The sequence below is a fragment of the Sulfitobacter sp. genome (assembly GCF_036961165.1).
Taxonomy (GTDB): domain Bacteria; phylum Pseudomonadota; class Alphaproteobacteria; order Rhodobacterales; family Rhodobacteraceae; genus Sulfitobacter.
In genome coordinates, this window is sequence record NZ_JBALVJ010000008.1 from 15,921 (window position 1) to 40,228 (window position 24,308).

Consider the following 24,308-nt stretch of genomic DNA (forward strand, 5'->3'; position numbering starts at 1 on the left):
ACTGGCCGAACGACCGGTCTGGGGAAGTTTGCTGCGCCGCCGAATATCTGACGCCGCGCTTGCAAGGGTTTTCTGCGGGTGCCTCCGCTGCGACAGCAAAAGGCCGGTTAGTCCGCAGACTGTGAATTCGACCTCTAATCTTTGCTGCGGTTTGCACGAATGGCCGGTCTTCCCGCTGCGTGGCGGCACCAGATCTTACGCGCTCGCAGCATTTTCCACGCTGCGAGCTCACGCAGCAAGGTTTTGACACTTCTGCTGTGGGCTCAGAGCGGTCCTTCGCCGCGCAAGCCTCCAATGGCAGCAATGGGCCGTGAGCGTCATCATACACCAAGGGCGGATTGCTGATGGGGTGGATGGCTCCTGCTCCAACCGGCGTCGCAATGCGCCATACTGCAGGTGTCGATATCTGCTTTTGAGAGGAGTCACCCCATGCAATTACCACAATCAGCCTTGATCTGGCAAAGAACGTTTTCCAGGTTCACGGCATTACACAAGACGACGAGGTCGCCTTCAATCGACCTTTGAGACGGGCACAGTTGTTGCCGTTCTTCTCCAAACTTGAACCCTGTCTGATTGGCATGGAGGCCTGTAGCAGCGCGCATCATTGGGCTCGTGAACTGACGGAGTTGGGCCATGAAGTTCGGTTGATCCCTCCAATGTATGTCAAACCATACGTCAAACGCGGGAAGTCCGACGCCATTGATGCCCAGGCCATTTGTGAAGCGGTGACACGACCCACCATGCGCTTTGTCGCGATCAAGACGGTTGAGCAACAGGCTCTGCTGTCGCTACATCGCGCCCGAGATCTGCTTGTCCGCCAGCGCACGCAGCTGATCAACGGCTTGCGTGGCATGGTCGCAGAGTTTGGCGTCTACATTGCAAGGGGGCTCGCCCGAGTCATCGGATTTGCGGAGGATATTCTTGCCGGTGAGGTGCTGGACCTGCCTGAGATTGCCAATGAGGTGATCCACAATTTGTGCGAGCATCTCATGGCACTGCACAGACGGGTGCGCTGGTATGAAGACCGGCTGAAGTTGGTCGCCAAGGAAGATGCGCGGGTCCGTTTGTTGCGCACTATTCCAGGCGTTGGCGCTGTGACCGCCTCGGCCATCATTGCCAGCATTGGGGATGGTCATCAGTTCGGCAATGGCCGTGAGTTTGCTGCCTGGCTGGGTCTGACGCCTGCGAAAAAATCCAGCGGCGGCAAAGAGAAGCTCGGACGTATTACAAAAATGGGCGATCAATATTTACGATCATTGCTCGTCGTTGGGATGACATCGCTCGTCCGACAGACCAAGTCGCATCCGGAGCGTGCAAGCAAATGGCTGACATCACTTCTGGAACGCAAACCGGCGCGCGTCGCAACCGTCGCCATGGCCAACAAGACAGCACGGATCGTCTGGGCCGTTCTGACTCGCAACGAACCATACACACCTCATACAGCCTGAGAGGAAAATGAACACCGAGTTAGCAAGACCCGCGAGATGATGGTGCATAAGTCTGTCGCCAAAACCAAGACACCCCGTCGAAGACCCCGGGTGACACAGCCCGCTAAGCTGTAAGGGACTTGGTCTGCGGAACCCATCAGGGCCAGCGGTCAAAACCGCGCAAACAGGCCGGACACATGACTGCTTCTGACAAATGCACAAATCTGATCAAAAATGTCTTGCTATGCAGGAGCCATCCACACAGGACCTTCGCTGCGCTTTCGAGTACCCTTGGTGCACGTTCTCAAAAGCGGCCATTCATCGAGGGATGGAAACACAAGAATGTTGCAGCTCGCCTAAAGTCATCAGCGAGCCCACAAAGACGGTTTTCTGCAGTCTGGCGAATGATGGCTTCCTCAAGATCACGAATGAAATCGATTTGAATTGTGAGCGCGTGTTAAATGTTTGTCTAAAACGCACTCTCAACCTCTCGGTGCTTTTCGACTGCGAGGGCGGACAAGGCCAGGTCGCCTAACGCGTGTCCCCAAAAGACGAATGCGGTGCGATCGTTTGGATTTGTGCGCCCCTGTAGCTGACCTGTCACCAAGCCAGTCAGGTCACCGTGAATAAACGCTGAATCGCAAAGCTTGTTTGGCAGCGCGGCCTCTTGGACAAAGTCGTCAATAACCACACAGTCGAGTGCACCGAAACTGTCCCGCTTCCACGGCGCTGCAAGATCGACGATTGCAGCAAATGCCCCCGGCTTCATGCCAGAGGCATCAAGAAACGGGGCGGCACCTCCAGTGTGGGTCACGGTAGTCACCAGCAGGTCGCTAGTTTGCGCCACGTCTTGGCCCGATGAACAAGCCGTCGCGGTCAATCCGAGCGCCTTGGCATGCACAGCAAGGCGCTCGGATTGGCCTGACCGCGCCCGAAGTAGACCATATGTTCCAGATTGAATACTTCGGCGAAGGCGTCAAGATGGCTGCGTGCTTGGGCCCCGCAGCCCACAAAACCGATGGTCCTTGCTTGCGGATTTGCCATGTATTTAGCGGCCACCGCGCTCAGGCCTGCGGTGCGCACCTCGGTGATCCAATTGCCATCCAACACCGCTACCGGAATGCCGGTGACGCTGTCGAGAATGGTCACAAGGCCATTGATCTGCGGCAGGCAATTCGCAGTGTTCTCGGGGTTCAGGACAACCGTCTTGACGGCCAGCAGCGGCGGATGATCCATCGCCGCAAGTGCTGCCATCATATAGCGTGGATCATTGGGAGGCGTGATAACGGCCTTGGGTGCCGCCCAGACCGTGCCGTTGACGCTGCCAAGAATGGCGCGCTCGATGCTGTCAATAATCTGGGCTGTACTGAGCCCCAATCCGATCAAGTCGTCCTGCGACAGATAGGGAATGTTCATATCTGCCATTCTCAGCGTCCCTTCATTTCGGGCCAAGTATCACTCAGACGGTAGCCCTCTGGCCAAGGGTCATCTGGGTCAAGCATGTGTTGATGCGTTCCGGTGATCCATGCGCGGCCGGTGATTTCCGGGATGATCGCTGGGGTCTCACCCACTGTCGTTGTTTCCGCAATCCGTCCGTGGAATTCAGAATTGATGATGGATCGGGCCGTAAAGGTCTCGCCCACCTGCATCTCGCCCCGTGCATGCAGCAGCGCCATGCGCGCGGAAGCCGCCGTGCCCGTTGGCGATCGGTCAATCTTTCCCGGTTGAATAGCGACAGCTGCGGATGATGTCAGATGGTTGCCTTCGCGGGTGATTGGCCCCGCAAAAAGGCAGAATGAAAAGTGTTTCCAATCTGGATTGGTCGGGTGGCTAAAGGTCAATTGCGCGTTGGCCGCATTGGTGATCGCAACCCCTAAATCTGCCAGTGTCTTGGCCTCCGAGGCCACGAGTTCAAACCCAAGAGATGCCGCATCGACCACGACAAAGCTGTCGCCACCAAAGGCCGTGTCGACGGTGAATGGACCGAGCCCCGGCACGTCCAAAGGCACGCCCATTTCGCCAGCAAAGGACGGCAAATTGCGCACGGTGATCCGTTCCGCCTTGCCATTGCGGCATTCGGCGCGCACGCGGACCAAACCACCGGGAGCCTCCAGCACCATCTCCGTCACGGGCTCGGACATCGGAATGATCCCACTGTCGAGCAGCACGGTCGATACGCAGATCGAGTTCGAGCCGGACATGGGGGGCGTGTCTTCAGGTTCCATGATGATCCAGCCCATCTGGGCTTCTGGATGGATTGGCGGCACCAGCAGGTTCACGTGGCGAAATACCCCACCGCGCGGTTCGTTCAGCATGAAATTGCGCAGGGTCTGATCCTTGGCAATCCACGTCCGCTTCTCCCAAAGTGTCTTACCTGGTGGCGGGGCGACGCCGCCGACGATGACATCGCCAACTTCGCCTTCGGCATGACAAGACACGACATGAATGGTTTTGCTGCTGCGCATCTCAGATATCCTTTACCAGACGCAAGGCGTCATAGATGGCCGCATGAGTGTTGCGCGCTGATACGGCGTCACCAATGCGAAACAGTTGGAACGCGCCGTTCTCGTTGCGCTGGACTGTTTGCGGATTACCTGCAGTCAGCGCGTCATAATCGACCTCACCACCATTTGACGCGAGTGGTTTCAGGTCGAAATAGAGCTCGTCCAGCGGCAATGTCCCGTAGTTTACGACTACCTGATCCACCTCAACTTCATAGGTATGATCACTATAATCTGTGCCAATCGTCGCGGTCAGCTTGTTGCCGCTGCGCACGACACCCATCAGGCGGCGCGTGACGGTAAAGGTCACATCCTTATCCTGAAGCGAGCGCATATACGGCACCAAATTCATCGCCATCACATCCGGAGAAAACGTCCGGTCCGGCGTCATGATCTCGACGGATGCTCCGGCATTTGCCGCAATCTCGGCTGCTTGCAAGGCGGGGTGATCACCGCTTTCGTCATAGATCAGCACCTTGCCCGCAGGCTTCACGTCGCCTGAAATGATATCCCACGACGAGACGACATGCGGTTGCTCGCTTTTTTGTTCAAACAGTTCCAGATTTGGCAGCCCGCCTGTTGCGACGATCACCACGTCGGGGTTGAGGGCAGTGACATCATCTGCTTCGGACCACGTATTAAAATTGAACACTACATCCCGCGCGGCACATTGCGCCATGCGCCATTCAATGATCCCAATCATCTCGCGGCGGCGAGGGGACCTCGCGGTGAGCCGCACTTGCCCTCCCGGTTCGGCGGCTGCCTCGAAGACTGTCACGTCATGGCCGCGCTCTGCGGCAACCCGTGCTGCCTCCAACCCTGCTGGACCCGCGCCGATGATCACAACCTTCCGCGGCGTGGCCGCTTTCACGATATCATGCGGCATCGTCAATTCGCGCCCGGTGGCAGCGTTGTGGATACAAAGCGCATCCCCCGCCTGGTAAATGCGATCAAGACAGTAGGTCGCCCCGACGCAGGGCCGAATATCCTCCTCGCGGCCTTCGATGATTTTGCGCACGATATGCGGGTCTGCCATATGGGCGCGGGTCATCCCGACCATATCGAGCAGACCAGCCTGCACCGCATGGCGCGCTGTCGCCACATCAGGGATGCGGGCGGCGTGGAACGTTGGCATACCCGTCGCCTTGCGCACTTCACCTGCAAAATCGAGGTGTGGGGCAGATTTCATTCCTTGAATCGGGATCACGTCGGTCATGGCGGGGTCGGTGTGAATGCGCCCCTTGATGACATTCAAAAAATCAATCTGCCCGGTGGCGGCAATGCGTTTGGAAATCTCCAGCCCTTCATCATGGGTGATACCGCCCTTTTGCGCCTCGTCCGCCGTGTAGCGCAGGCCCACAATGAACTCGCTGCCAACGCGCTTGCGAATGGCCCCGACGACATCGAGCGGAAACCGCATGCGGTTCTCAAGCGTATCGCCACCATAGGGGCCCGTCAGATCATTGGTCAGCGGCGACCAGAACTGGTCCAGCAAGTGGCCGTAGACCTGAAGTTCGATCCCGTCCATGCCGCCCGACTGCATCCGCTCGGCCGCGTCGGCAAAATCATTGATGATACGATCAATATCCCAATCCTCAATCAGCTTGGGAAAGGCATGGTGCGCCGGTTCGCGGTGTTTGGAGGACGATACCGGGGGCAGCCAATCGCCCTTGTTCCAATTGGTGCGACGTCCCAGATGGGTCAACTGGATCATCACCGCACAGCCATGTTCGTGCACCGCGTCCGTCAGGTTCTGGATCCACGGAACCACCTCGTCCTTGTAGGCAAGAATGTTGTTGAACACCGGTGGGCTGTCGCGGCTGACAGCAGCCGACCCCGCCGTCATCGCTAGGGCAACGCCTGCTTTGGCGCGTTCGGCGTGATAAGCGGCATAACGTTCTTTGGGCATGCCGTCTTGCGGATAGGCCGGCTCGTGACTGGTCGTCATGATCCGGTTTTTCAAAGTCAGGTGTTTCAGCTGGTAGGGTTGTAGCAACGGGTCAGTAGACATGAGGCGATCCTTATCGAAGCAAAACTTTCCTGACACATATGTCATGTTTACTTTTCCTCCGATTGACACACCTGTCAAGTCATTTAGAATGGCAGCATGAGCAAAGCATTGCAGAACAGAACGCGCGCGACCCGAGAGCTCTGGCTTGACGCCGCCTATTATCTCTTCGTTTCGGAAGGGATCGAGGCAGTCAAAGTCATGCCGTTGGCCAAAAAACTGAATCTGACCCGCACAGGCTTTTATTGGCATTTCAAAGACCTGTCGGATCTTCATGACGCCATCATCGAGATTTGGCAGACACGCAATACTGGGATTGTAATAGAGCGTTGCGCGGCCCCGGCCCAAAGCCTTTGCGCAGCGCTTCTTAACCTGATCGATTGCTGGATCGACAACGATCTCTTTGATGCGCCCCTGGATCTTGCGATCCGAAATTGGGCGCGCAGTGATTCCAAACTCCAGTCACTTGTTCAACAGTCCGATAACGCTCGCTTGAAGGCAGTGACCGCAGTCTTTGAACGTTTCGGCAGAACAGGTGACGCAGCCCATTACTGCGCTTTGACAGCGATCCTGACCCAAACAGGATACTACTCAATGCATGTATCCGAGCCTCGCCTGCAACGCGCAATTGCCGGCTGTCATTATGCAGAGATTTTTGCCGGTGAGGCGCCGACACAGGCCGAGAAAGACGCCTTCCTGAACCGCCATCGCTGAACCAGCCTTCGACGCAACCGAAACTCCACTCTTAACGAGCCAGAGACGATTAGTATCTATCGGGTTTAACGGTTGATCGTTAGTTCAATGAAATTGCAGTCTTTTCCAAAGCCGACATTCAAAAGACGTTAGGAAGCCGTCGCTTTGTTCTGCGTGCTGTTATTGGGCCCACCGAATGCTGCGCTAACCACTAACGTCCGCTTCGGGGAAGCCGCACCGCGGTGCCAGAACACTCGACCAAGGGCAGCTTTGGGCCGCAAGCTGCCGGATCGCAGGAGACATCGAGCTTTGCAATGTGGCGCGCAAAGTTATCCGCTCAACTGGCGCAATCTTATGTGCTCAGTAAATCGTCTAAGTCATTGATATCTGCAAAGTGAAGCGCAACATTACGCGCTTCCATACAGGTCGTTTAGTGTTTTAATGGTTCCTTCATCTTTAAATGATGATTTGGGCCTCGCGGAGCGAATGGACGATTTCACCGTTCAGTAATACATCCCGCATTCTCCCGTTAAACCTTTCGCAGTATTCGTTCTCGCAGGGTGATCCAGGCTCTATTTAGCAGTGTTCGCCCCCACGGCTATAATCCAGCCTCTGACGGCCTCAGCAATGAGCTTTGGGCCGTTGTCTGGCTGCGCTGGCTCATCTGATCCACGCGGTGGACGCCGAGTGAATGATCAGAGAAGTGGGATTCGAGCTTCTCTGGTTTGTTGTGCTATGGAGGGAGGACGAGCATGGCGGACCATTCCACTACGGCTGAATAGGAGTCGTAACGCGGCCGAGTGTTCGCTATGATAGTTAGCCTTCCTGAGTTTCCAATAAGAGTTTCGTTCCTAGTTTCGTTCCAACCTAAAGATCAAAAGGGGTCGGCCGTGATATAAACCATTGATTTATATGGTGACCCCGATTTGCTTCGAACCAATAACCTGCCCCTTAGGAGGGAACCGTTCATAGCGCTATTCCTTCTTTGATTTCTGTTGTTTGGGTGTTTGTACAGGGTCTTCCTGTACGTGGTTTGTACGAAAACGAGCCCTGACATCGGCCTCATCCGTCTCTGCATGGGCATAGATGCGCATAGGCAAATTGGGGTCTGACCAGCGTCCAGCCTTGGCCGCTGTGACCGGATCGACGCCTTGGCGAACGACTAATTCAGTAAAGAACCCATGCCGCCCCGCCGGGTGCGCAGACAGATACTGGATGCCCGCCCGCTTGCAGATTGTCTTCCAACGCGTGTTGTAGCCTGTCGAACTGCCATAGCCGAACACACGCGGCTTCATGAATTTACCTGTCTTGCGGTTCTTGGGCCGCTTGGGTGGCAAAGCCAGCAGCTCGTCCATCATTTGCGGGGAGACGGTGATCCAGCTCTCTGGGTGGCCCTTTTGAGCCTTCACTCGAACTTTGCTTTCAGCGGGCTTTAGATCGTCTGGCTCAATCGAAATAGCCTGATCGATCCGCGCCGCCGTCTCAAACATGAAGCGCACCAAAGCAGCATTGTATGGATCAGCAGCCCTGCAGAAAGCATCGATCCATTCCTTGTCCGCAGGCGTACGCTCCACACGGCTCGGTTTACTACGCCGCTTGTCTTGAGCGATCCGTTCAAAATTGTCGTAAGACTTTACGCGGATCATTGGCGTGTTCTTAAGATCATGGGCATTGTTGATGACTGCACTGGCGGGCGTGACAATCTCCCGCCACCATGTGTCTGTACAGGCATCTGGTTTTAAGCTTGGTCCCAGTTCCTTGAGCATCCTGCCCGAGATCGCGGACAAAGGCAGATCGCCAATCTCTTCAACGATTGGGATGAGCTGCTTTGCCACTTTCGGAGATGCTTTGTAGATTAAGATCGCGTCGGAGAAGGTCATGCGCGGTTCATCCCCGAAAACGTACCGGTGAATCTGTGCCTCTGTTTCGCGGGCTACCCAGTCCCGTGCGCCTGCTTCTGTAGATGCCTTAGTGCTTCGCCGGTATGGGCCTGCGATACGCCTGCCGTTGTACTCGACCCAGCCCTTCGCCCAGTAAACTCGACCCCTCTTGTAGATTTCGAGCGGCATGACTGACCTCCTTCAAAAATTGTGTCGATCTGCGCGGGTGTGATCAGCATCGTCCGGCCAAGCCGATAGAACGCGCCCGTATCATTTGCCCGCTCTCGCAGTGTGCGTTCGGAAATTTCAATCCCTCGCTCTTTCATGATCTCAACCCATTGTGCTGGCGTCTTGCCAAGCCCTAGGATTTGCGAGCTGTCTGTTTTGTCGACATCTGCCATTTCAGTCATCCTTATCCGTTCGGGTTGAATTTTCTGTACGCATGGAATCGCTTGTTCTGCACCTTCTGACGTGGTCAGATGGGTTGAAACGTAAATGTACGTCATTTTGTGCTATGTTTATACAAAAGTGCGCAATGGTCAATTAGGAAACTTGCATGCCGCGAGAAGATGCTGATTTGTTTGCTGAGATAGGCGCACGCCTAGCGATCTGTCGCAGCGAAATAGGCGTTTCTCAGGCCGCGATGGCCGAAGCCGTTGGCGTCTCGCATAGGGCTTACCACAGCTACGAAAAAGGAAAGCGCGGCGTCCCTGTCGAAGCCCTAATCAAGATGCAGGACAAGTATGAGGTTGACGTCGCTTGGTTGCTGCTCGGCACAAAGTCGATCCGTGCCGGTCACGATTTTGATGCGCTGAAACGAATTGAGACATCTCTCGATCAGCACCTGGAGAGCGCCAACATTAAGATCAAAAGTGAGAAGCGCGGGGCTATCGTCGCGCGCTGGTATGAATCACTCGTCAAGGGTCGGGAAGTATCAAATGATGAAGTCCACACCTGGATTGAATTCGCAAGGGAGTAACCAAATGCAATCACCAAGCGACAACTGGAAGCGTATCCGCCGGGCGGCTTTGGAACGAGCGCAACGAAATGCAATCGATCCGCTGTCGCCGCTATACAACATATATTCGGGCGTCAGTGCCCTGTATCTCGCGGGCTTTCTTCACTTCAACTTTTTTGACTACAGCACCGACTTCAATTGGTTCACTGCATGCCTAATCATCTGCGTTGCCGTGGCGGGCGCTCTTGTTCCCGTGCTAACAGGCTCGGTTCTGACCCTGCATTTCATAACTGTGAAATTCGAACGTTTGGCTAGTTAATGATACTACCTTCAAACGGAAACTGAACCTCTACAGTATCGCGATCTGTCAAATTAGCAGATATATCGTCATTTTCTCGTTCTCTTGAGGACCGGTACAAATCGCGGCAGATCCAAGGTCTGAGGTCACGTTCGAGGAGCTAACTTCAACCCAGTTCTTTTCTAGGGTTTAGTAGCCGATCTGCTATCGAATCTCACAGATTTTCCTATACACATTAGAACTATGGAGAGCTTAGAAATATTTTCAGGAATTGGCGGCCTTGCGAGCGGCCTTGAGGCTGCGGGCTTCCGTCACGTAGATATTGTGGAGTCAGACATTTCCTGCATCGAAACACTGCGGCGCAATATTGATATCGGTAGGATCAAATCCGTCGTTAAGCATCCTACTGCACGAAATGTTTGCTCTTACGATTTCAGCGCACATGAGGGAAAGATTGCGCTTTTGTCAGGCGGGCCGCCATGCCAACCTTTTTCATTTGGAGGTAGCCACCGCGCCGCTAGCGATCCTCGAAACATGTTCCCCCAAGTCATACGAGCAGTCAGAGAGGTTCGTCCCAAAGCGTTCCTTTTTGAGAACGTACCTGGAATAATGCGCCCACGCTTCCAAAGTTATTTTGAGTATTTGCGTCTATCATTGACTTATCCAGATGTGGCACTTCCTCCCGAAAAAAGCTGGGAGGAACAACTGAGTAGACTGGAGCAGCATCACACAAGCCGAGCAAGATCTAGCTTGGAATACCGTGTTGTCGCGCAATCAATAAATGCTGCTGATTTTGGTGTCCCACAGACCAGGCAGCGAGTGTTTTTGGTTGGGATCCGGGAGGATATTGGCAAAAGCTGGAACTTCCCGCTCCCCACTCATTCCGCCGCAGCTCTGAATAAGAGGAAAATTAGTGGTGAGTACTATGAGTGCCATGGGCTGTGTAGAAGCAAACTACCAGCTTCACTAGCTAACGATCAGTCCCTGTTCGACGTACCTTTTGACACCAAACCTTGGGTGACACTCCGTGACGCAATTCTAGATTTGCCAGACCCAGAACAGGGCGCATGCCCATTGATCTCTGGACACGTCTTTAAAGGTGGTGCGCGTGTGTACAAAGGTCATACTGGAAGTCATCTTGATCTTCCATCCAAGACCCTCAAAGCAGGTGTGAATGGCGTACCAGGCGGTGAAAACATGCTAATAAGGGACGACGGCTCAGTCAGGTATTTGACGATTAGAGAGTGCGCGCGCGTCCAGACATTTCCTGATGAGTTTGTATTCCACGAAATTTGGAGCAGAGCTGTCCGACAATTAGGAAACGCTGTTCCAGTAAAGCTTGCGTCTACAATTGGCCAGAGTCTGCGAAGAACCCTCAGCGAATAATTTGACCTAAATCAGTGCCTTTTGGGCTTCCGAGAAGAAAACCAGTTGCTCCCTGCTCCAGTAAAGCGGATTCTTTTCTGGATCAGGCATTGGCTGCCCGATGGCGGAGTGTGTTTCCACACGGAATGTGTGTGGGGCTGAAATCTCGAGCTGCGTGCCGGAAAGCTCTTTTGGATCTACCTCGATACGGAAATCTGTCTTCAAGACCAGAGCATGTTTAAGCGGATCCGAGCGACTATCATCGACATTTCGATAGGTTTCAGAGCGAGCCCCATAGGCGTTAGGATTCTCTCTGCCGGACATACGGACTGACAAAAGAGTATGAGTAACTATTGATGTTAAGCTACGTGTTCTTAGTAAGCTAAATAGTTGAGGCCAAAACAAACTTTGTTTTTCGATCTCTGGAAACTGCAGAAAAACATTGTGTATTCCGTCAATAACTATTGTGGTGTACGGATCTCCGGACAACATTGAAGCTCTAAGTGCCCATTCGATCTTACTATAGAGTGTGTCCGGCTTTAGATGACCTGGGTAGAGGTGCATAACTTCCATTCGCGGATCATATCCGTTGGGTAGTTCTGGATACTCGCGACTTCGTACAGATCGAAGTCTGCCTAATATGTGCCTATAATACTCCTCAGGGTAGAGGAATGACACTACTAAAACTTTCTCCGCTTTTGTAAGCGGCTTGTCCTCCGCTTCTCTGTGGAACGCCGGCGCAGTAGCGATTTTCAAAGCAAGCCCAGCTTTCCCTCCAGAGCCTTCACCGTTAAGGAAAATGTTGGACCCGCGGTACAACTCAACTCCTGCTTTCTTATTTGGAAAAAAATGTAAGTCTTTTGATACACTTGCGTTCGCACCAACAGAAATCAACTTTAAATCTGCTTGATGGCACGTAATTTGCATTACCTTTTTATAGATATCGGTAAATGGAAGACGCGAATTCCAAATAGACATACGGTCAAGTTGGTAATTCATTTGTGGCGTAAACCTAACGCCTTTGTCTCCAGCAATTTGTAAACCATGTGTTCCGGGCGAACACAGCTGGTGTCTAGCCTTCGACAGCGTCATATAACGGTGAGGTTTTGAACCGATATCCGACTCTGTTTCGTGAGAAAGCCTCACTGCGACGTCAACTAGATAATCAAGTGATGCGTCTGCCCTCCAATCAGTTCCAGTGGTTAGGATAACTAGGGCACGCATCTTGCGACAAGTTTCGATAAACTTATGAAACTCATCAGTTATCTTCTTAGAGTCCTTCTTGTTTACGTCAAAAAGAGCTTGGGTAGCGATTTCATGAAGCCCATCCAAGACAACAATTGTTGAACAGGGAAGTGGTACACCAAATTTGTTGTTACTGGGTTCGCAGTTTTGCGCCTCTAGCGCCGCTCCAATCTCCTCAAAAATCGCGCTCAGATATTTTAACCGCGTGTCTTCTTCCTCATTTACCAATTCAAATCTGCTTATTCGAAGCCAATCTTCAGCTCTATTTGGAACAAAAGGTAAGTTTCGCACTTGTGACGGTAAAAGGCTGGCAGCACGACCCTCGAGATCGGCAGCGTCCTCTTCAGCCGTTAGGAAAAGAGTCCTAATACCAAAGCCAGACAGCGCAGCTCCTATCCCCAACGCCAAGGCAGTCTTTCCGGATCCTGGACCGCCATGCAAAGCGCATACCAATCCACCCCGCGACGCGAAGTTTAGTCCGCCACGAAATATCGTATCAGCTCCTCGAATAGGAATTGGGATTCCCCAAAGGCTGTTAACAATTTCGCCAAACTCCGTTGGCGATTTTAGGTACTGCGGGCGTGTAAACTCAAATGGAATGATCGGATTGTGAAGATCACATACTTCAGATAAGCCGTATAGTGCCTGTGCGGGGTTCTGCGGATACGTTTTCGAAGGTTTCAGACGGAGCTGGAGAACACCCGTCATAGCCAAGTAGTGCCGCAAAATCCCAGAGACTCTGTCACGCAGACTGGAATCGACCTTGGGCTTTAAATCGTCCAGCTTGTCTTGCCCACGGCTTCGGTAGCGGTCTTGCATCGAAGTCAGCATGCTTGTGTAGGACGCTTCCAGATCTTGAACCGTGAATTCATCATAGTGATGTTTTAGGACCGTTTTAGGCATAGCCCTAAATCTTTGAAAAAGGACCGTTCTCATGGTTAGTAGCGAGTACGCTCGGCTACCGGGGTGCTCGGGTATGGTTAGATAATCCGCTACTATCTGATAAGGAGAGGGTATGTTAATGGCATCATTTTTTCTGGTAGATTCTTCGAACGAAGCTTCAACGGCATTCTTGATGATCCGAGATATTCGGGTGGCACCTTTTTGAACAAGCCTGCTATTTTCATCGGCAACACTTTCACCATCTAAAAGCGCTTCCCTATCCTTGGATTTTAGCTTGGAAACGCCTCTAAGGGTTTCAGTTTGCAAAGGGTGGAGTGCTTCATCGGCGCTTCCTGCCCTAAGGTGCCTAACTTGGTTGGCTCTTGTTACTACGGTTACCCATGAAAAATGGCGGTTTATCTGTGCATCCGGCACGCTTTCGGGATCTCGAAGGCGATATTCGCCGTCTAGAATCTCGACAAACTCACCAAAGGACCTCAACGTGCTCTTGATCAACTTCTCAGCTAAGTCGTGATAAGGAAGCGATACGCTCGAATCCATTGATCAAGCTGCTTCTAATTGAAGCACTGGTTCGGCCAAACATGACCGATCAGTAAGGAAATCGATATCAGCTTTTGGCAAGGAGGGCGCTGCTGCACGAACTTGCATTCTCGGCTTGGGCGTAGTCGAAAGCTTTGACCCTCGTTTTTTGTCAACCCAATCTAAGAACTCAGACCGTTCAACTTTTGACAATGACTGTGAAACTGCTAGCGTAAAACCATTGAACTGCTTGCTGCCGATCGCGCCTACTAGCTTTAGATAGCGCGGCCTGAGTGCTTTCCAAGATAATCTAGCTCCTTGCTCTTCAAACAAGTTCACAATTGCCTCTGTAAGTCCCGCTACATCAAGCGGATAGGCGTCTAAAGCTAGGTCGATCCATAACTCTGGCAACTCCATCCGCAAAGTGGTGAGGTGACCCAATTGCTGTGGTCCAAAATCGCCACCACAAAGAACGAATTCTGAAGCAAACTCAAACTGGCTTCTCGGTGAAAGTGCTGAGTCGGAGTCGAATAATCTGCGTTCAAGCGAGTCGCGAAAATACGGTCCGTGGCTGCCAGCTTTCTCTGCTATGAGTGCAATACCCATTGCATAATCTTCGTGACTGCCTTCCTCACATGAAACTAGCTTTGCCAAAGCTTGATCAATTGCCGCAGCATCAAATCCCTTGCCTTGCTTAGTGCGGGCCAGGTAAAGCTCCAAGTCTGAGAAGCCCCCTTTAGTCCGCTCCCCCTTGGTGTAGGCTTGGAGCCTGTATAAAAGTTCTTCGTACATCGAAATCACGTCCTAACGATACGAATTGGGTCACCGACGTGCGCGTAGGCGACTGCATCACAGATGATCTCTGGCAAGCCGCTTTTCTTGACGCAGCCGTCGGGACCGTATGGTATAGGAGCGGTCATACCACCTGGCTCCCATATATCCCTTACACCTAAATATCCACTATGGCAAAAGTTAGAGGCGCGAACTTTGTCAGCGTTGGAAGCTTCAACCACGAGACAAAGGTAGTCCAAGCCGACCTCATAGATGCTGTCATCGTTTAGCAAGTCCGGCAGGCCCAAGCGACAAGGCAAACAATCCAAATCCGCTTTCATGTCATCGTTTGCATCATGGTTTCCCTCCAGCGATCTAAAGAGCCAACAGACTGGTGGACTGATCGCAAACGCCAACCCAGTCTTCGGATCAATGGCAGCCTTGAGTTCTTCAAACCAATCGTTTGAGGCATCTGATTGGCTTGGCGTAGGTTTCGGGTCACTGAGGCCGTTTAGCCAGTAAAACATTTGCAAGACGTCGTCCACGCTCTGCTTTAGTCCTTTGGCTATATATCCAGCGGCATTGCGCAAATTAGTGATGCGGCCAAGCTTTTCTGAAGGGGCTAGGATAAGAGGTGTCCCGCTTTGCTGACGGCCTTTGCTAAAGGCGTCGTATACACTTTCAATGGAATTTGAACCGGCACCAAGCCGTTCATCAGAGAGTGTTTCACAGTCCGAATTCAAACAAGCAGTCAGGAATTCGTTCTTGACCGCTTCATCAATATTGTCATTGGAAATTTTCCTATACACTTCGTCCGGAAGAAATGCTGGCTTATCAACTAGTGGCAAAAGAACCCTTCATATTTTACATCAGACTAACTTAGATCATTATATGCAGGTAAGCTTTGCATTGGACAGCGATTTTTGGCGACACACTATACTTTGAGGACGGCATGCAACAACATCGTGGTACTGCAAGCTAACTGCTCAGGTGGGGGTATGGGTGATATATGAACTCCGCCCGGCAACCATTTGGCAGAGCTGAAAGGTGATCGGGCAGCGCAACATCCCATGCGGATCAACGGGCAATGGCGCATCTGCTTTGTCTGGACGCCGAACGGCCCCGCCGATGTCGAATTTGTCGATTGCCGTTGAAAGGATGCGCTGATGAGCCTGCTTGAAGAACCGATGCACCCCGGTGAAGTCCTCAAAGAGCTTTACCTTGACCCCTTGAAACTTGGGGCAATCGCTCTGTCGCGGCGTTTAGGTGTGCCTCGGACGCGGATCGAGCGGTTGATCAAAGGAACTACTGGGATCACGCCTGATACGGCGCTGCGTTTCGCCCGCGCGTTCAGCACCACTCCGGCCTACTGGGTCAACTTGCAGACTAATTACGACATGGCTCTAGCGGTCAAGGAAATCGACGTGTCTGGAATCGAACCGCTCATCTCGGTTTGATGCGTCAGCCCCTAGTCGATCTGACGTCCTACGCTTCTGGCTCCAGCCCAACCTTTATTCGCAGCCCTCACAGACGTAAACGCACCACCCTAGAACCGTCGTGCAGGTCACTTTTCGACCTCTATCGTCAGGTATCGCGGATATCGATTCAGAACCTTTGACTTAACCGATATTCCAGAAATTTCCCGGATATTGATACTTTTGACCCCTAACCCCGTCAACTCGGCTATGTATGTTGAAAGTGGTCGGTGGAAATAGATCGTGTTGGACTTGCTCAAGCCAGTTGATGAAGTTCTGAAATTTGATTGTATTGCGACCTCTGACCCGTACTTAAACCAACTATATTTTTCGAACCCCCAATATCGGGGCCAAAAGAAAGGATGGCAAAGCGTAAAGATCATTTTGCCACCTGGCTTAACCAAGCCGTGGCAAGCCTTCAGAAATCCTTTGGAATCAGGACAGTCCATCAAGACCATACTTGAGATCAGCGCATCATAGCCATTATGCTCGTTTGAGAAATTTTCAGCAGAAGAGAGTAAGTATCGAATATTTGGTGCAAAATTCTTAGTTTCTGCCAGGGCAATGGAAGCCCTACTCGGGTCGATAGCGTCAACGGTTTTGAAATAGCGAGCGGCAACCTTAGAACCGAACCCAACGCCACAACCAGCATCGACAAGTTTTGAACCACTCGTTTTCGCGGAAAACTCTTCAAGAAGTGGCAATAGCACTTCTGTGTAAGATCTGTCATTCCCACTATCAATATCATGATACCGCACTGGTGCTAAGGCGTCCCAAATCTTTGCTACATCCGAAATCTGGACGTCTTCGATTTTTTGAAATTTTGTGCTGTTCATGCTTTAGTCTCAAGAATATGGACCAAATCTTCGGCGAGGCGCAGGGTCACATCATCCTTCTCCGAATGCCGAAAAATGACATGCCGGTCCGGCGAATTCGCCTTCGCGATATAGAGTCGGGAATTTGCTCCCTTGTACCCCTTGATGGTAAATCTGCATTTCGGAATTGCACCGTTGTAAACCAGTATCTTGGCCCCTTGTGCTCTCAATTTGGTAGTTGTCTCGTTGTCCTCGTTCACTAGAATAGTCAGGTCCCCAGACTTCGCTTTCTGCTTTAAGGAATCCATGATCCTTTGTCCGTCGGTCCAAGATAGGTTACGGGAAACGATACATGTATTACCCGGCTCATCTATGATCGAATACATCTTGTCATTGATGCTAATTTGTCCCTTACAAACCGTAACGTCACCATTAAAAAAGAGCGAGAACGCTTGCCAGAAGCTTAAGATGATTGCAGCGCAAACAAGGAGCCAAGCAAGACCCGTAAAAATCGGTGGGATTTTTGAAAACAATTCAACACTATCTTCATAGATGAAAACGGCCATCGTCGGCAGCCCTAGAAGGGCTATCAAAATATTGTTCACCTGAAATGTTCTTTGCATATCTCTGTACTGCTCCCTAGCTCAAAGCCAGCCAATGAATTGATACTGACGCATACCTCGGGATCGTGCACAGAGACCAGTCCTAAGCCGAATAGTCGTTGATCAAAGTTTTTAACCGACGATCACAGCTTAATGTGTCAACCCTCGGTCCATCTCGACCTCCCGCGCTTCTAGTTCTGTCTCAGCCTCTCTTCGGCGTCCTTCGCTAATCTCAAGCTCATGCTCAATTGTTCGTCCAGCGTCGCGTAGCTCGCTTCCTCGTTCAACAATCCACGCAATGCTTTCATTGATACGGCTTGCGAACGTACCAGCAGCGTCACGCATTGCGCGATACCATCCAACTGGCTCTGCATCCTGTTCGTCGAGCGTTCCTCTAACCCGCTCAATTCCTGCGCTGAGGTTTCGCAGGCCGTCACCAACCGCTCGACGCAGGCGAGCAAGTCGCGCTCCAAGGCTGTCAGGGGTGTCATCATCTAATCCTCCTCGATCTTGATGCAGGTCACTGACCTCCCGCCCAGCGTGCAGGTTCTCAGCCGCGTCTTGGTCGGGTCCAGTACCAGCCATGTCGCGTCCTCCCTGTCGATCCGCGTCAGGCCCAGCTCGGTCATCTCTGAGCTGGCCAGCATCTGCGTCCAAAGCAAGCTCGCGGCCATCATCGAGGCGATCCCCGCCAAGAACAATCCCGTGATCAGCCAAGGCGAAATCGTCAGCCATGTTTTGATCTCCCAAGTCCGCGTCTCGAACCAACTCTTGTTCTGTTGCAGAAAGGTGCGGGTATCGATCTCGATTGTACGCTGCGCGTTGGTCGCAATGCTGTTCAAATCGGTCCTGAAGCTCTCCAGCTGGGATGCCATCGAGGCGACGTAGTCCTGCCGGATCGTGTCCAGTTCCGCGTTCAGCTTCTCGCTCAGCCGGGTCGGCTTGCCAGTCTTCATGGAAAATCTCTCCTTTCAGACGCCAGCGCTCGCCGGTGTCGGGGTCTTGGGCTGTGAGGTAGGCTTTGCCCGTGCGCGGGATGTCGAAGCCTGCATCGACGAGCGCCTCGAGCATGCTGGCGCGGTCGGTGACGTAGCCAACGCTGATCTGGTCTTGCAGCCACGCGTGCAGCTCGTCGCGACCTTGAGCGCGGGTTGGTGTCTCGATGGTGTCGCGGACCTCTTGCGTGCGCTCCAACTCCATCGGATCGGCCCAGCCGTAGCGCTGGTTCATCACATCGCGCAGGCTGTCGAACGCTTTCTCGTAGCCCGGCGGCGCGATGTTCAGGCTGCGCCCCGAGGTCAGCTCCAGACGCGGTGTGCAGAAATGAAGCTCAACGCGGTCTTCGTGGGTATGTCGGACCCAAAGCACCTCATATTGCGTCGGGTCCAGCCCCGCGAAGGCCAGACGCTCGAAGTGGTCCATGACCTCGGCCTGCTGTTCGTCGGTCGGGGCGTCGGTGTCGGCAAAGCTGATCACGCCCGCGCGGTAGGTCCACTGATGGCGGCTGGCGTCGATCAGGGCTTCGGTGCGGTCGGGATTGCCGCGCAGGACCTCGGGCAAGGGTTCACGCGTGACGGTCATCGGCTGGCCGTCAGCATCGCGGATCAGGTCACGGTTGTCGTCATAGGCCAGCACCTTGTCTGCGACGAGGTATTCAACCGGACCAGCGCCCGCGCCTTTGCCGTTGCGGAAGAACTTGATCAGCATCGGCGCGCAGCCTCGACGATCTGGGCCAGCTGACGCTCGATGGTCAGCAATCGGCGCGCAACAGTGAGTGCGTCAAGGTCAACGCGGCCCGCCAGCATCGCGCGGTTCAGCCAGCGGGCGATCTGGTTGAGGTTGCCGCCAATGCGCCCGACGGCCAGCACCAGCGCTGGATCGACGCGGGGGATGGGCTTGCGACGGCGGGCCTCGGTCAGGCCAAGCGCCTCGCGCAGCAGGGTCGCAGCGGGCAGGCCAGCAGCTTCGGCCTTGGCGCGCAGCTGGGCCTTCTCTGCCGCTGTGCACCGAAAGACGAATGTCTCGGTCAGCGGCTCTTTGGCGCGGGCTTTTCCCGCGCCGGTGGGGTTCGAAGGGGAGGCTTGCCGCCCCTCGCAAGGTCCCGTGTTAGCAGCGCCAGCGTATGACATGGGTCGCCTTGCTGTTTGCTCTTCGGTGGGATCGGTTGCGGTCATGATCTGAGGCCTGCGGCTTGGATTTGGGCCTGCGTTACCAGCTTTGAGGCGAGCAATGCGGTCACTTGGGTTGCGGTGATGTGTTTGCACATCGGGCTGCGATCACTGATCCAACAGGCCAGTCGCGCATGGTGATCAGCCTGCAACGCTGTCGCCTTCTCCCGGTCTTCCGCTTGCTTCTCGACATAGGCCTGCCACCGCCGTGACTGAAACCAGTTGTCGGAAAAGCAGACCTTGGAGCGGGTGAAACCTGCGCTGTCGGTTGCATAGGCTTGGACGGCCTGAAGCCAGTCCTCCGGCCTGATCCCTTCCTTTATGGCCTCTTCGATCTGGGCAATGCAGACCGCTTTGCCCCGCAAACGGTCGGGCGGATAGGCCGCCAAAATCTTCTCAGCTTCTTCAGCCCCCGCCGCCTCGCGCTCGCGCGTAGGTGGTTTATGGATGGTTTTAGGATGGTTTGGGGGCCGTGGTGGCCCCGGTACCCCGGCCACAGTGGCCCCCGTACCGGGTCCAGTCTGGACGGGGGCCACTGCGGACCCCGTCTCAATCTCGGGCTCAAGCGTGGGTTCAAGTGCCTCGACCTTAGTCAGATCGATCCGGTAGACGACCGTGAAACCGTTCTTGCAGGTACGCGCGCCGGTCTCGACCAGGATGCCTTCTTTCAGGAATTCGCGCACGGTTCGTTTTACCGTGGTCTCCCCCAGCTCGGTGTGCCGCTGAATCGTGCCCTTCGAACACCAGATGCCGGAGCCATCATCGCTCGCTTTATCTGCCAAGAACATGATGATCTGCTTGCGCGTTGCGCTGCCGAACTTTCGTTCCGCGCATGTGTTTGCGATGCGCCAGCTCATTGGAAGGCTCCGAATTGCGCAAAGACGTGCGAATTTTGTACAGGTTTTGTACGAGAATTCCGCCGTTTCAGCAGAATTCGGCCCGAAAGCTCACGGGGCTTTCTGCACGCTCCTGCACAAAGCACTGAAAATAAGCCATATTTTTCAGGTGGTTTTGGTGACCCCGGCAGGATTCGAACCTGCAACCTGCCCCTTAGGAGGGGGCTGCTCTATCCAGTTGAGCCACGGGACCACAGCGTTTTGTTAGCCTAAATCGGTGAGCTGATCCAGAGCGGAGAGCATCCCGAGCTATGCTCATAGTGTCTCGCATCAATTTATTTGCCCTCAAGTCATCAAAGAATGCTAAACTGTATAGCGCAGTTCGTCGATTGCCTGTCCCCCCCTGACCTATTACGCTGGAGCGAACCTCAGTTATAGCAGGATATACATAGTGTCTCAGCCTCCCAAACGCCCTCTCACGCTGCGTGATGTATCCGAAGCCTGCGGCGTCTCGGAGATGACGGTGAGTCGCGTGTTGCGCAAGAGCGGTGATGTTTCAGCCACAACGCGCGAACGGGTGCTCGCGGCGGCCAAAGAGCTTGGCTATGTGCCTAACCAGATTGCGGGCTCACTGGCGTCGCAGCGGGTCAATCTTGTGGCGGTTATCATTCCATCGCTCAGCAATATGGTCTTTCCCGAAGTGCTGAACGGGATCAACGCTGCATTTGACGACACTCCACTACAACCTGTCGTCGGCGTCACAGACTACCGCCCCGAGAAAGAAGAGCAGGTTCTGTATGAGATGCTTTCGTGGCGTCCCTCTGGTGTCATTATCGCGGGGCTAGAACATTCGGAAGCGACACGCGCGATGTTGCTCAATGCCGGTATTCCGGTGGTGGAAATTATGGACGTGGACGGTAATCCGGTAGATGCGGTCGTTGGCATTTCCCACCGTCAAGCAGGCCGCGATATGGCGCGGGCGATCCTGCGAGAAGGGTATGAGCGGATCGGCTTTCTGGGCACCAAGATGCCGCTGGATCACCGCGCCCGCAAACGGTTCGAGGGCTTCACTGAAGCTTTGGCGAAAGAAGGTATCGAGATTGAGGACCGCGCATTTTATTCCGGCGGATCAGCTCTGCTGAAGGGGCGTGAGATGACGCAGGAGATGCTGGAACGCTCGCCGGATTTGGACTTCCTCTATTACTCTAACGACATGATCGGCGCTGGCGGCCTCTTGCACCTGTTGGACAAGGGCATCGATGTGCCCGGTCAGATCGGCCTTGCAGGCTTTAACGGGGTCGAGCTGCTGGCTGGTTTGCCGCGACAGTTGGCAACAACCGACGCCTGCCGTCGCGAGATTGGCGTTGAGGCTGCAAAGATCATTATTAACGCATCCAGCCCTGATCCCGACCCCCACATGCCTAAAAGCATCACGATGAAGCCTACCCTCTCCTTGGGAGATACCCTGCGCCGCCGCAATCGGGGATGAGCCTGCCGCGCCTGCACAACACTGCCGCGCGGCGCATATTTCTAGACCGACACGCCCTGTTGGAGACACCGCAGGGTGCAGCCCACGGCTCTGACCTATTGAAGCTGGTTGAGCGGTTGGGCTTTGTGCAACTCGACAGCATCAATACGATCGCGCGCGCCCATGACCTGATCCTGTTTGCCCGCAAACCGCGTTATCGGCCTGAGCACCTCAGACAACTTTACGAACGCGACAAGGGACTGTTTGAGCACTGGACCCATGACGCAGCCGTCATCCCCATGCAATTTTATCCGCAGTGGCACATGCGCCGGACACGCGATGCCGCAAAGCTGCGCAAGCAATGGCGCAGCTGGCGACGGGACGGTTTTGAGGAGCAATTGCAAGATGTGCTAGATCATATCCGTGACAACGGCGCCTGCGGCTCTTCGGATGTAGGCAAGGGGGAGGCGCGCGGTTCTGGCGGCTGGTGGGACTGGCACCCTTCCAAGACAGCGCTCGAATACCTCTGGCGCAGCGGTGCGTTGCATGTGGTTCGGCGCGAGGGTTTCCAGAAACGCTATGATCTGACCGAAAAGTCGCTAGAACCTCAGCTTTGGGGCGCAAATACTGCACCCTCTGAGGCAGAAACAATCGACTGGTGCTGCGCCGGTGCTCTGGACAGGCTTGGCTTTGCGACGTCTGGCGAGATTGCCGCGTTTTGGGCGCATGTCACATCGGGTGAGGCCAAGACATGGTGCGCACGGGCGTTGCGCGACGGCGCCATTAAAGAGATCGAGATCGTCGGGGACGACGGCAGCATAAAGCGCGCTTTTGCCCGCCCCGGTCTGGCGGATGACCCGGCAACGGACACCACCGCCCCTGCCCGCCTGCGTGTGCTCAGCCCGTTTGATCCAGCCCTCCGCGATCGCAAACGCGCAAAATTTCTGTTCGGCTTTGACTACCGGATCGAAGTTTTCGTGCCCGAAGCCAAACGCATCTTCGGCTACTACGTGTTTCCCTTGTTGCAAGGTGAGCGGCTGGTCGGACGCATAGACATGAAAGCATTTCGAGGAGAAGGCACACTGAGGGTCCGCGCACTGTGGCCCGAGAAAGGTGTGCAATGGGGTAAGGGCAGACAAGCGGCCCTGGAAGCTGAGCTAGGCAGGATCAAGCGACTTGCCGGAGTGTCCGAGATCGCGTTCGAGCCAGACTGGCTCAAACCGTCAATTCAGCACCAGTTCGGTTAACTCGGCTGCTGCCGTCTTCAGCCTTGGCAGGTGGGAAATAAGTTCTTCAAGATTTGTCCGTTGAATTGGTGCCTGAATGGATAGGGTCGAGATGAGGCGATCCTGTTTATCCAGCAGCGGGACAGCAATTGCGACCATCCCTTCTGTGTATTCCTGATTGTTCGTACCGTACCCGCGGGCGAGTGTTTCTACGATTTCAGACGTCAGTGCATCGGGGTTGGTTAACGTATAAGGAGTATGTGCCTCTAACGTGGTGGCGCGAATATATTTTCCAAACAACCGTGCGGTAAGTGAGCTGAGGTAAAGCTTACCTGAAGCGCTGGTATGGAATGGCATCTTATAGTCTTGCGGCAACTGTATTCGCAGCGGCCGATGCGTTTCCACCCGATCAAGACGCACCATTGCATGCTTCTCCGGCATGACAATGGCACAAGTTTCGCCAACGTCCCGTGCCAAAGCTTCAAGCACAGCCTTACGCACCATCCGCACGCGTGACGATGAAAGCACTGACACTGCAAAATTGCGTAGCCGCGGCGCCGGCGAATAGGAGCGTCCATCAATATCGCGCTGCAAGAAACCTTCTTGTTCCAGAGTATGGAAAAGCCTGTGGATCGTCGGCTTTGGTAGACCCAAAACCTCGTTCGCAGCTGTTGGGGTTGTTGGTGTCCCGATGCGCGCCAATTCTTCTAACAACAAAAGTAATCTCAGATTTGTCGGGATTGCTTTCTCTGTTGAATTGCCATCACTTTTCATCGGCCACTCGTTTCCCAAATTCACAGTCTAGAAATTAAAATTTCAGTAGTATCCAACCAAGATAAGCAAGAATATAGGCAAAGCAATATGATAGAGTGGATTCACATCTATTTAGGTTGTGTAAAAAGAATGTTAGCAATTTTTTGATAAAATTCATTAATTATTGAGACTTATAGCATCAATACCCTTCGTTCTCATGTTTTCTGCGTCAAACTCCCACACCGAATACAACCGCAGGCACCCAATAGAAAAGACAGAGCTTCAATCTCTGACTGCGCTACAACGGACATATTGCGCCAAGCAAATTTCACATTCAGACCTGAGACATAATGACTATCCCAGTAGAGCACAAATGTGCGCTTACCATGTCGGGTTC

The 24,308-nt window shown here is 53.7% G+C and carries 23 protein-coding genes, 1 tRNA gene and 2 pseudogenes; 9 read left to right on the forward strand and 17 right to left on the reverse strand.

Going from position 1 to position 24,308, the window contains the following annotated elements; genetic code table 11:
* The first annotated feature begins 434 nt into the window (after window positions 1-434).
* Window positions 435-1,448 carry an IS110 family transposase gene (locus V7730_RS06100; protein ID WP_335746793.1) on the forward strand — a complete coding sequence of 338 codons (1,014 nt, stop codon included), beginning with the start codon at window positions 435-437 and terminating at the stop codon, window positions 1,446-1,448.
* 448 nt (window positions 1,449-1,896) lie between these two features.
* Here V7730_RS06100 and V7730_RS06105 read toward each other — a convergent pair whose 3' ends face one another.
* The 4 genes from V7730_RS06105 to V7730_RS06120 are packed head-to-tail and all read right to left on the reverse strand — an operon-like array spanning window position 1,897 to window position 5,939.
* Window positions 1,897-2,307, reverse strand: coding sequence for a hypothetical protein (locus V7730_RS06105; protein ID WP_335746710.1), 411 nt, complete (start codon window positions 2,305-2,307; stop codon window positions 1,897-1,899).
* Entirely contained in the window at window positions 2,304-2,852 is a 549-nt protein-coding gene (locus V7730_RS06110; protein WP_335746711.1) for a hypothetical protein, read from the reverse strand. The genes V7730_RS06105 and V7730_RS06110 overlap by 4 nt, the downstream gene beginning before the upstream one ends.
* 2 nt (window positions 2,853-2,854) lie before the next feature.
* Window positions 2,855-3,892, reverse strand: coding sequence for a trans-3-hydroxy-L-proline dehydratase (locus V7730_RS06115; RefSeq protein WP_335746712.1), 1,038 nt, complete (start codon window positions 3,890-3,892; stop codon window positions 2,855-2,857).
* Window position 3,893: 1 nt separating this feature from the next.
* On the reverse strand, window positions 3,894-5,939 hold the full coding sequence (locus tag V7730_RS06120) for an NADH:flavin oxidoreductase (RefSeq protein ID WP_335746713.1): 2,046 nt from the start codon (window positions 5,937-5,939) through the stop codon (window positions 3,894-3,896).
* Window positions 5,940-6,035: 96 nt separating this feature from the next.
* Here V7730_RS06120 and V7730_RS06125 point away from each other — a divergent pair, with 96 nt between their 5' ends.
* The gene (locus V7730_RS06125) at window positions 6,036-6,650 is read left to right on the forward strand and encodes a TetR/AcrR family transcriptional regulator (RefSeq protein ID WP_335746714.1); all 615 of its coding nucleotides are present in this window, start codon (window positions 6,036-6,038) and stop codon (window positions 6,648-6,650) included.
* Between the two features lie 438 nt (window positions 6,651-7,088).
* Here the strand turns inward: V7730_RS06125 and V7730_RS06130 are convergent.
* From V7730_RS06130 to V7730_RS06140, 3 genes and pseudogenes are all read right to left on the reverse strand, one after another.
* A pseudogene (locus tag V7730_RS06130) lies at window positions 7,089-7,279 on the reverse strand (integrase core domain-containing protein); the annotation flags it as partial.
* A gap of 324 nt (window positions 7,280-7,603) precedes the next feature.
* Window positions 7,604-8,509 (reverse strand): tyrosine-type recombinase/integrase, encoded by a 906-nt coding sequence (locus V7730_RS06135; RefSeq protein ID WP_335746715.1) that lies wholly within the window; start codon window positions 8,507-8,509, stop codon window positions 7,604-7,606.
* 53 nt (window positions 8,510-8,562) lie between these two features.
* Window positions 8,563-8,910, reverse strand: a complete 348-nt coding sequence (locus V7730_RS06140; protein ID WP_335746716.1) for a hypothetical protein — start codon at window positions 8,908-8,910, stop codon at window positions 8,563-8,565.
* A gap of 155 nt (window positions 8,911-9,065) precedes the next feature.
* Between V7730_RS06140 and V7730_RS06145 the strand changes: the two genes are divergently transcribed.
* The 3 genes from V7730_RS06145 to V7730_RS06155 all read left to right on the forward strand — a co-directional run bounded on the left by V7730_RS06145 (window position 9,066) and on the right by V7730_RS06155 (window position 11,151).
* Window positions 9,066-9,488, forward strand: coding sequence for a helix-turn-helix domain-containing protein (locus tag V7730_RS06145; protein WP_335746717.1), 423 nt, complete (start codon window positions 9,066-9,068; stop codon window positions 9,486-9,488).
* Between the two features lie 4 nt (window positions 9,489-9,492).
* Window positions 9,493-9,786, forward strand: a complete 294-nt coding sequence (locus tag V7730_RS06150) for a hypothetical protein (RefSeq protein ID WP_335746718.1) — start codon at window positions 9,493-9,495, stop codon at window positions 9,784-9,786.
* Between the two features lie 222 nt (window positions 9,787-10,008).
* A complete protein-coding gene (locus tag V7730_RS06155) occupies window positions 10,009-11,151 on the forward strand; it encodes a DNA cytosine methyltransferase (RefSeq protein ID WP_335746719.1) in 1,143 nt (380 codons plus the stop codon).
* Between the two features lie 6 nt (window positions 11,152-11,157).
* Here the strand turns inward: V7730_RS06155 and V7730_RS06160 are convergent, their stop codons facing one another.
* From V7730_RS06160 to V7730_RS06170, 3 genes are read right to left on the reverse strand one after another with little or no spacing between them, the layout of a single operon-like run.
* Window positions 11,158-13,818, reverse strand: a complete 2,661-nt coding sequence (locus tag V7730_RS06160) for a hypothetical protein (protein WP_335746720.1) — start codon at window positions 13,816-13,818, stop codon at window positions 11,158-11,160.
* Window positions 13,819-13,821: 3 nt separating this feature from the next.
* Window positions 13,822-14,589, reverse strand: a complete 768-nt coding sequence (locus tag V7730_RS06165) for a hypothetical protein (protein WP_335746721.1) — start codon at window positions 14,587-14,589, stop codon at window positions 13,822-13,824.
* A 5-nt stretch (window positions 14,590-14,594) separates the two neighbouring features.
* Window positions 14,595-15,416: a hypothetical protein gene (locus tag V7730_RS06170; RefSeq protein ID WP_335746722.1), complete on the reverse strand. Its 822-nt coding sequence runs from the start codon at window positions 15,414-15,416 to the stop codon at window positions 14,595-14,597.
* 180 nt (window positions 15,417-15,596) lie between these two features.
* Between V7730_RS06170 and V7730_RS06175 the strand changes: the two are divergent.
* Window positions 15,597-15,722: pseudogene (locus V7730_RS06175) on the forward strand (type II toxin-antitoxin system RelE/ParE family toxin); the annotation flags it as partial.
* 12 nt (window positions 15,723-15,734) lie between these two features.
* Complete coding sequence (locus V7730_RS06180; protein ID WP_335746723.1) at window positions 15,735-16,025, forward strand: HigA family addiction module antitoxin; 291 nt, start codon at window positions 15,735-15,737, stop codon at window positions 16,023-16,025.
* 107 nt (window positions 16,026-16,132) lie between these two features.
* Here V7730_RS06180 and V7730_RS06185 read toward each other — a convergent pair whose 3' ends face one another.
* The 6 genes from V7730_RS06185 to V7730_RS06210 form a co-directional block, all read right to left on the reverse strand.
* Window positions 16,133-16,879, reverse strand: coding sequence for a class I SAM-dependent methyltransferase (locus V7730_RS06185; protein ID WP_335746724.1), 747 nt, complete (start codon window positions 16,877-16,879; stop codon window positions 16,133-16,135).
* Window positions 16,876-17,463: a hypothetical protein gene (locus V7730_RS06190; RefSeq protein ID WP_335746725.1), complete on the reverse strand. Its 588-nt coding sequence runs from the start codon at window positions 17,461-17,463 to the stop codon at window positions 16,876-16,878. The genes V7730_RS06185 and V7730_RS06190 overlap by 4 nt, the downstream gene beginning before the upstream one ends.
* 147 nt (window positions 17,464-17,610) lie before the next feature.
* On the reverse strand, window positions 17,611-19,167 hold the full coding sequence (locus V7730_RS06195) for a relaxase/mobilization nuclease domain-containing protein (RefSeq protein WP_335746726.1): 1,557 nt from the start codon (window positions 19,165-19,167) through the stop codon (window positions 17,611-17,613).
* Window positions 19,161-19,634, reverse strand: a complete 474-nt coding sequence (locus V7730_RS06200) for a plasmid mobilization protein (RefSeq protein WP_335746727.1) — start codon at window positions 19,632-19,634, stop codon at window positions 19,161-19,163. The genes V7730_RS06195 and V7730_RS06200 overlap by 7 nt, the downstream gene beginning before the upstream one ends.
* Window positions 19,631-20,485, reverse strand: a complete 855-nt coding sequence (locus V7730_RS06205; protein WP_335746728.1) for a hypothetical protein — start codon at window positions 20,483-20,485, stop codon at window positions 19,631-19,633. The genes V7730_RS06200 and V7730_RS06205 overlap by 4 nt, the downstream gene beginning before the upstream one ends.
* Before the next feature lie 155 nt (window positions 20,486-20,640).
* Window positions 20,641-20,717 (reverse strand) — tRNA-Arg (locus V7730_RS06210).
* A gap of 198 nt (window positions 20,718-20,915) precedes the next feature.
* Here V7730_RS06210 and V7730_RS06215 point away from each other — a divergent pair.
* Complete coding sequence (locus tag V7730_RS06215; RefSeq protein WP_335746729.1) at window positions 20,916-21,953, forward strand: LacI family DNA-binding transcriptional regulator; 1,038 nt, start codon at window positions 20,916-20,918, stop codon at window positions 21,951-21,953.
* Window positions 21,950-23,179 carry a winged helix-turn-helix domain-containing protein gene (locus V7730_RS06220; protein WP_335746730.1) on the forward strand — a complete coding sequence of 410 codons (1,230 nt, stop codon included), beginning with the start codon at window positions 21,950-21,952 and terminating at the stop codon, window positions 23,177-23,179. The genes V7730_RS06215 and V7730_RS06220 overlap by 4 nt, the downstream gene beginning before the upstream one ends.
* On the opposite strand, the gene V7730_RS06225 is transcribed toward V7730_RS06220, so the two are convergent.
* Window positions 23,156-23,932 carry an IclR family transcriptional regulator gene (locus tag V7730_RS06225; RefSeq protein WP_335746731.1) on the reverse strand — a complete coding sequence of 259 codons (777 nt, stop codon included), beginning with the start codon at window positions 23,930-23,932 and terminating at the stop codon, window positions 23,156-23,158. The genes V7730_RS06220 and V7730_RS06225 overlap by 24 nt on opposite strands.
* Window positions 23,933-24,308 lie beyond the last annotated feature (376 nt).

What these genes read in the sequence shown, in the direction of transcription:
- V7730_RS06110 (WP_335746711.1), bottom strand. Translation starts at nt 2,852, where the DNA reads ATGGCAGATATGAACATTCCCTATCTGTCGCAGGACGACTTGATCGGA.
- V7730_RS06115 (WP_335746712.1), bottom strand. Translation starts at nt 3,892, where the DNA reads ATGCGCAGCAGCAAAACCATTCATGTCGTGTCTTGTCATGCCGAAGGC.
- V7730_RS06120 (WP_335746713.1), bottom strand. Translation starts at nt 5,939, where the DNA reads ATGTCTACTGACCCGTTGCTACAACCCTACCAGCTGAAACACCTGACT.
- V7730_RS06125 (WP_335746714.1), top strand. Translation starts at nt 6,036, where the DNA reads ATGAGCAAAGCATTGCAGAACAGAACGCGCGCGACCCGAGAGCTCTGG.
- V7730_RS06135 (WP_335746715.1), bottom strand. Translation starts at nt 8,509, where the DNA reads ATGACCTTCTCCGACGCGATCTTAATCTACAAAGCATCTCCGAAAGTG.
- V7730_RS06140 (WP_335746716.1), bottom strand. Translation starts at nt 8,910, where the DNA reads ATGGCAGATGTCGACAAAACAGACAGCTCGCAAATCCTAGGGCTTGGC.
- V7730_RS06145 (WP_335746717.1), top strand. Translation starts at nt 9,066, where the DNA reads ATGCCGCGAGAAGATGCTGATTTGTTTGCTGAGATAGGCGCACGCCTA.
- V7730_RS06150 (WP_335746718.1), top strand. Translation starts at nt 9,493, where the DNA reads ATGCAATCACCAAGCGACAACTGGAAGCGTATCCGCCGGGCGGCTTTG.
- V7730_RS06155 (WP_335746719.1), top strand. Translation starts at nt 10,009, where the DNA reads ATGGAGAGCTTAGAAATATTTTCAGGAATTGGCGGCCTTGCGAGCGGC.
- V7730_RS06160 (WP_335746720.1), bottom strand. Translation starts at nt 13,818, where the DNA reads ATGGATTCGAGCGTATCGCTTCCTTATCACGACTTAGCTGAGAAGTTG.
- V7730_RS06165 (WP_335746721.1), bottom strand. Translation starts at nt 14,589, where the DNA reads ATGTACGAAGAACTTTTATACAGGCTCCAAGCCTACACCAAGGGGGAG.
- V7730_RS06180 (WP_335746723.1), top strand. Translation starts at nt 15,735, where the DNA reads ATGAGCCTGCTTGAAGAACCGATGCACCCCGGTGAAGTCCTCAAAGAG.
- V7730_RS06185 (WP_335746724.1), bottom strand. Translation starts at nt 16,879, where the DNA reads ATGAACAGCACAAAATTTCAAAAAATCGAAGACGTCCAGATTTCGGAT.
- V7730_RS06195 (WP_335746726.1), bottom strand. Translation starts at nt 19,167, where the DNA reads ATGCTGATCAAGTTCTTCCGCAACGGCAAAGGCGCGGGCGCTGGTCCG.
- V7730_RS06200 (WP_335746727.1), bottom strand. Translation starts at nt 19,634, where the DNA reads ATGACCGCAACCGATCCCACCGAAGAGCAAACAGCAAGGCGACCCATG.
- V7730_RS06205 (WP_335746728.1), bottom strand. Translation starts at nt 20,485, where the DNA reads ATGAGCTGGCGCATCGCAAACACATGCGCGGAACGAAAGTTCGGCAGC.
- V7730_RS06220 (WP_335746730.1), top strand. Translation starts at nt 21,950, where the DNA reads ATGAGCCTGCCGCGCCTGCACAACACTGCCGCGCGGCGCATATTTCTA.
- V7730_RS06225 (WP_335746731.1), bottom strand. Translation starts at nt 23,932, where the DNA reads ATGAAAAGTGATGGCAATTCAACAGAGAAAGCAATCCCGACAAATCTG.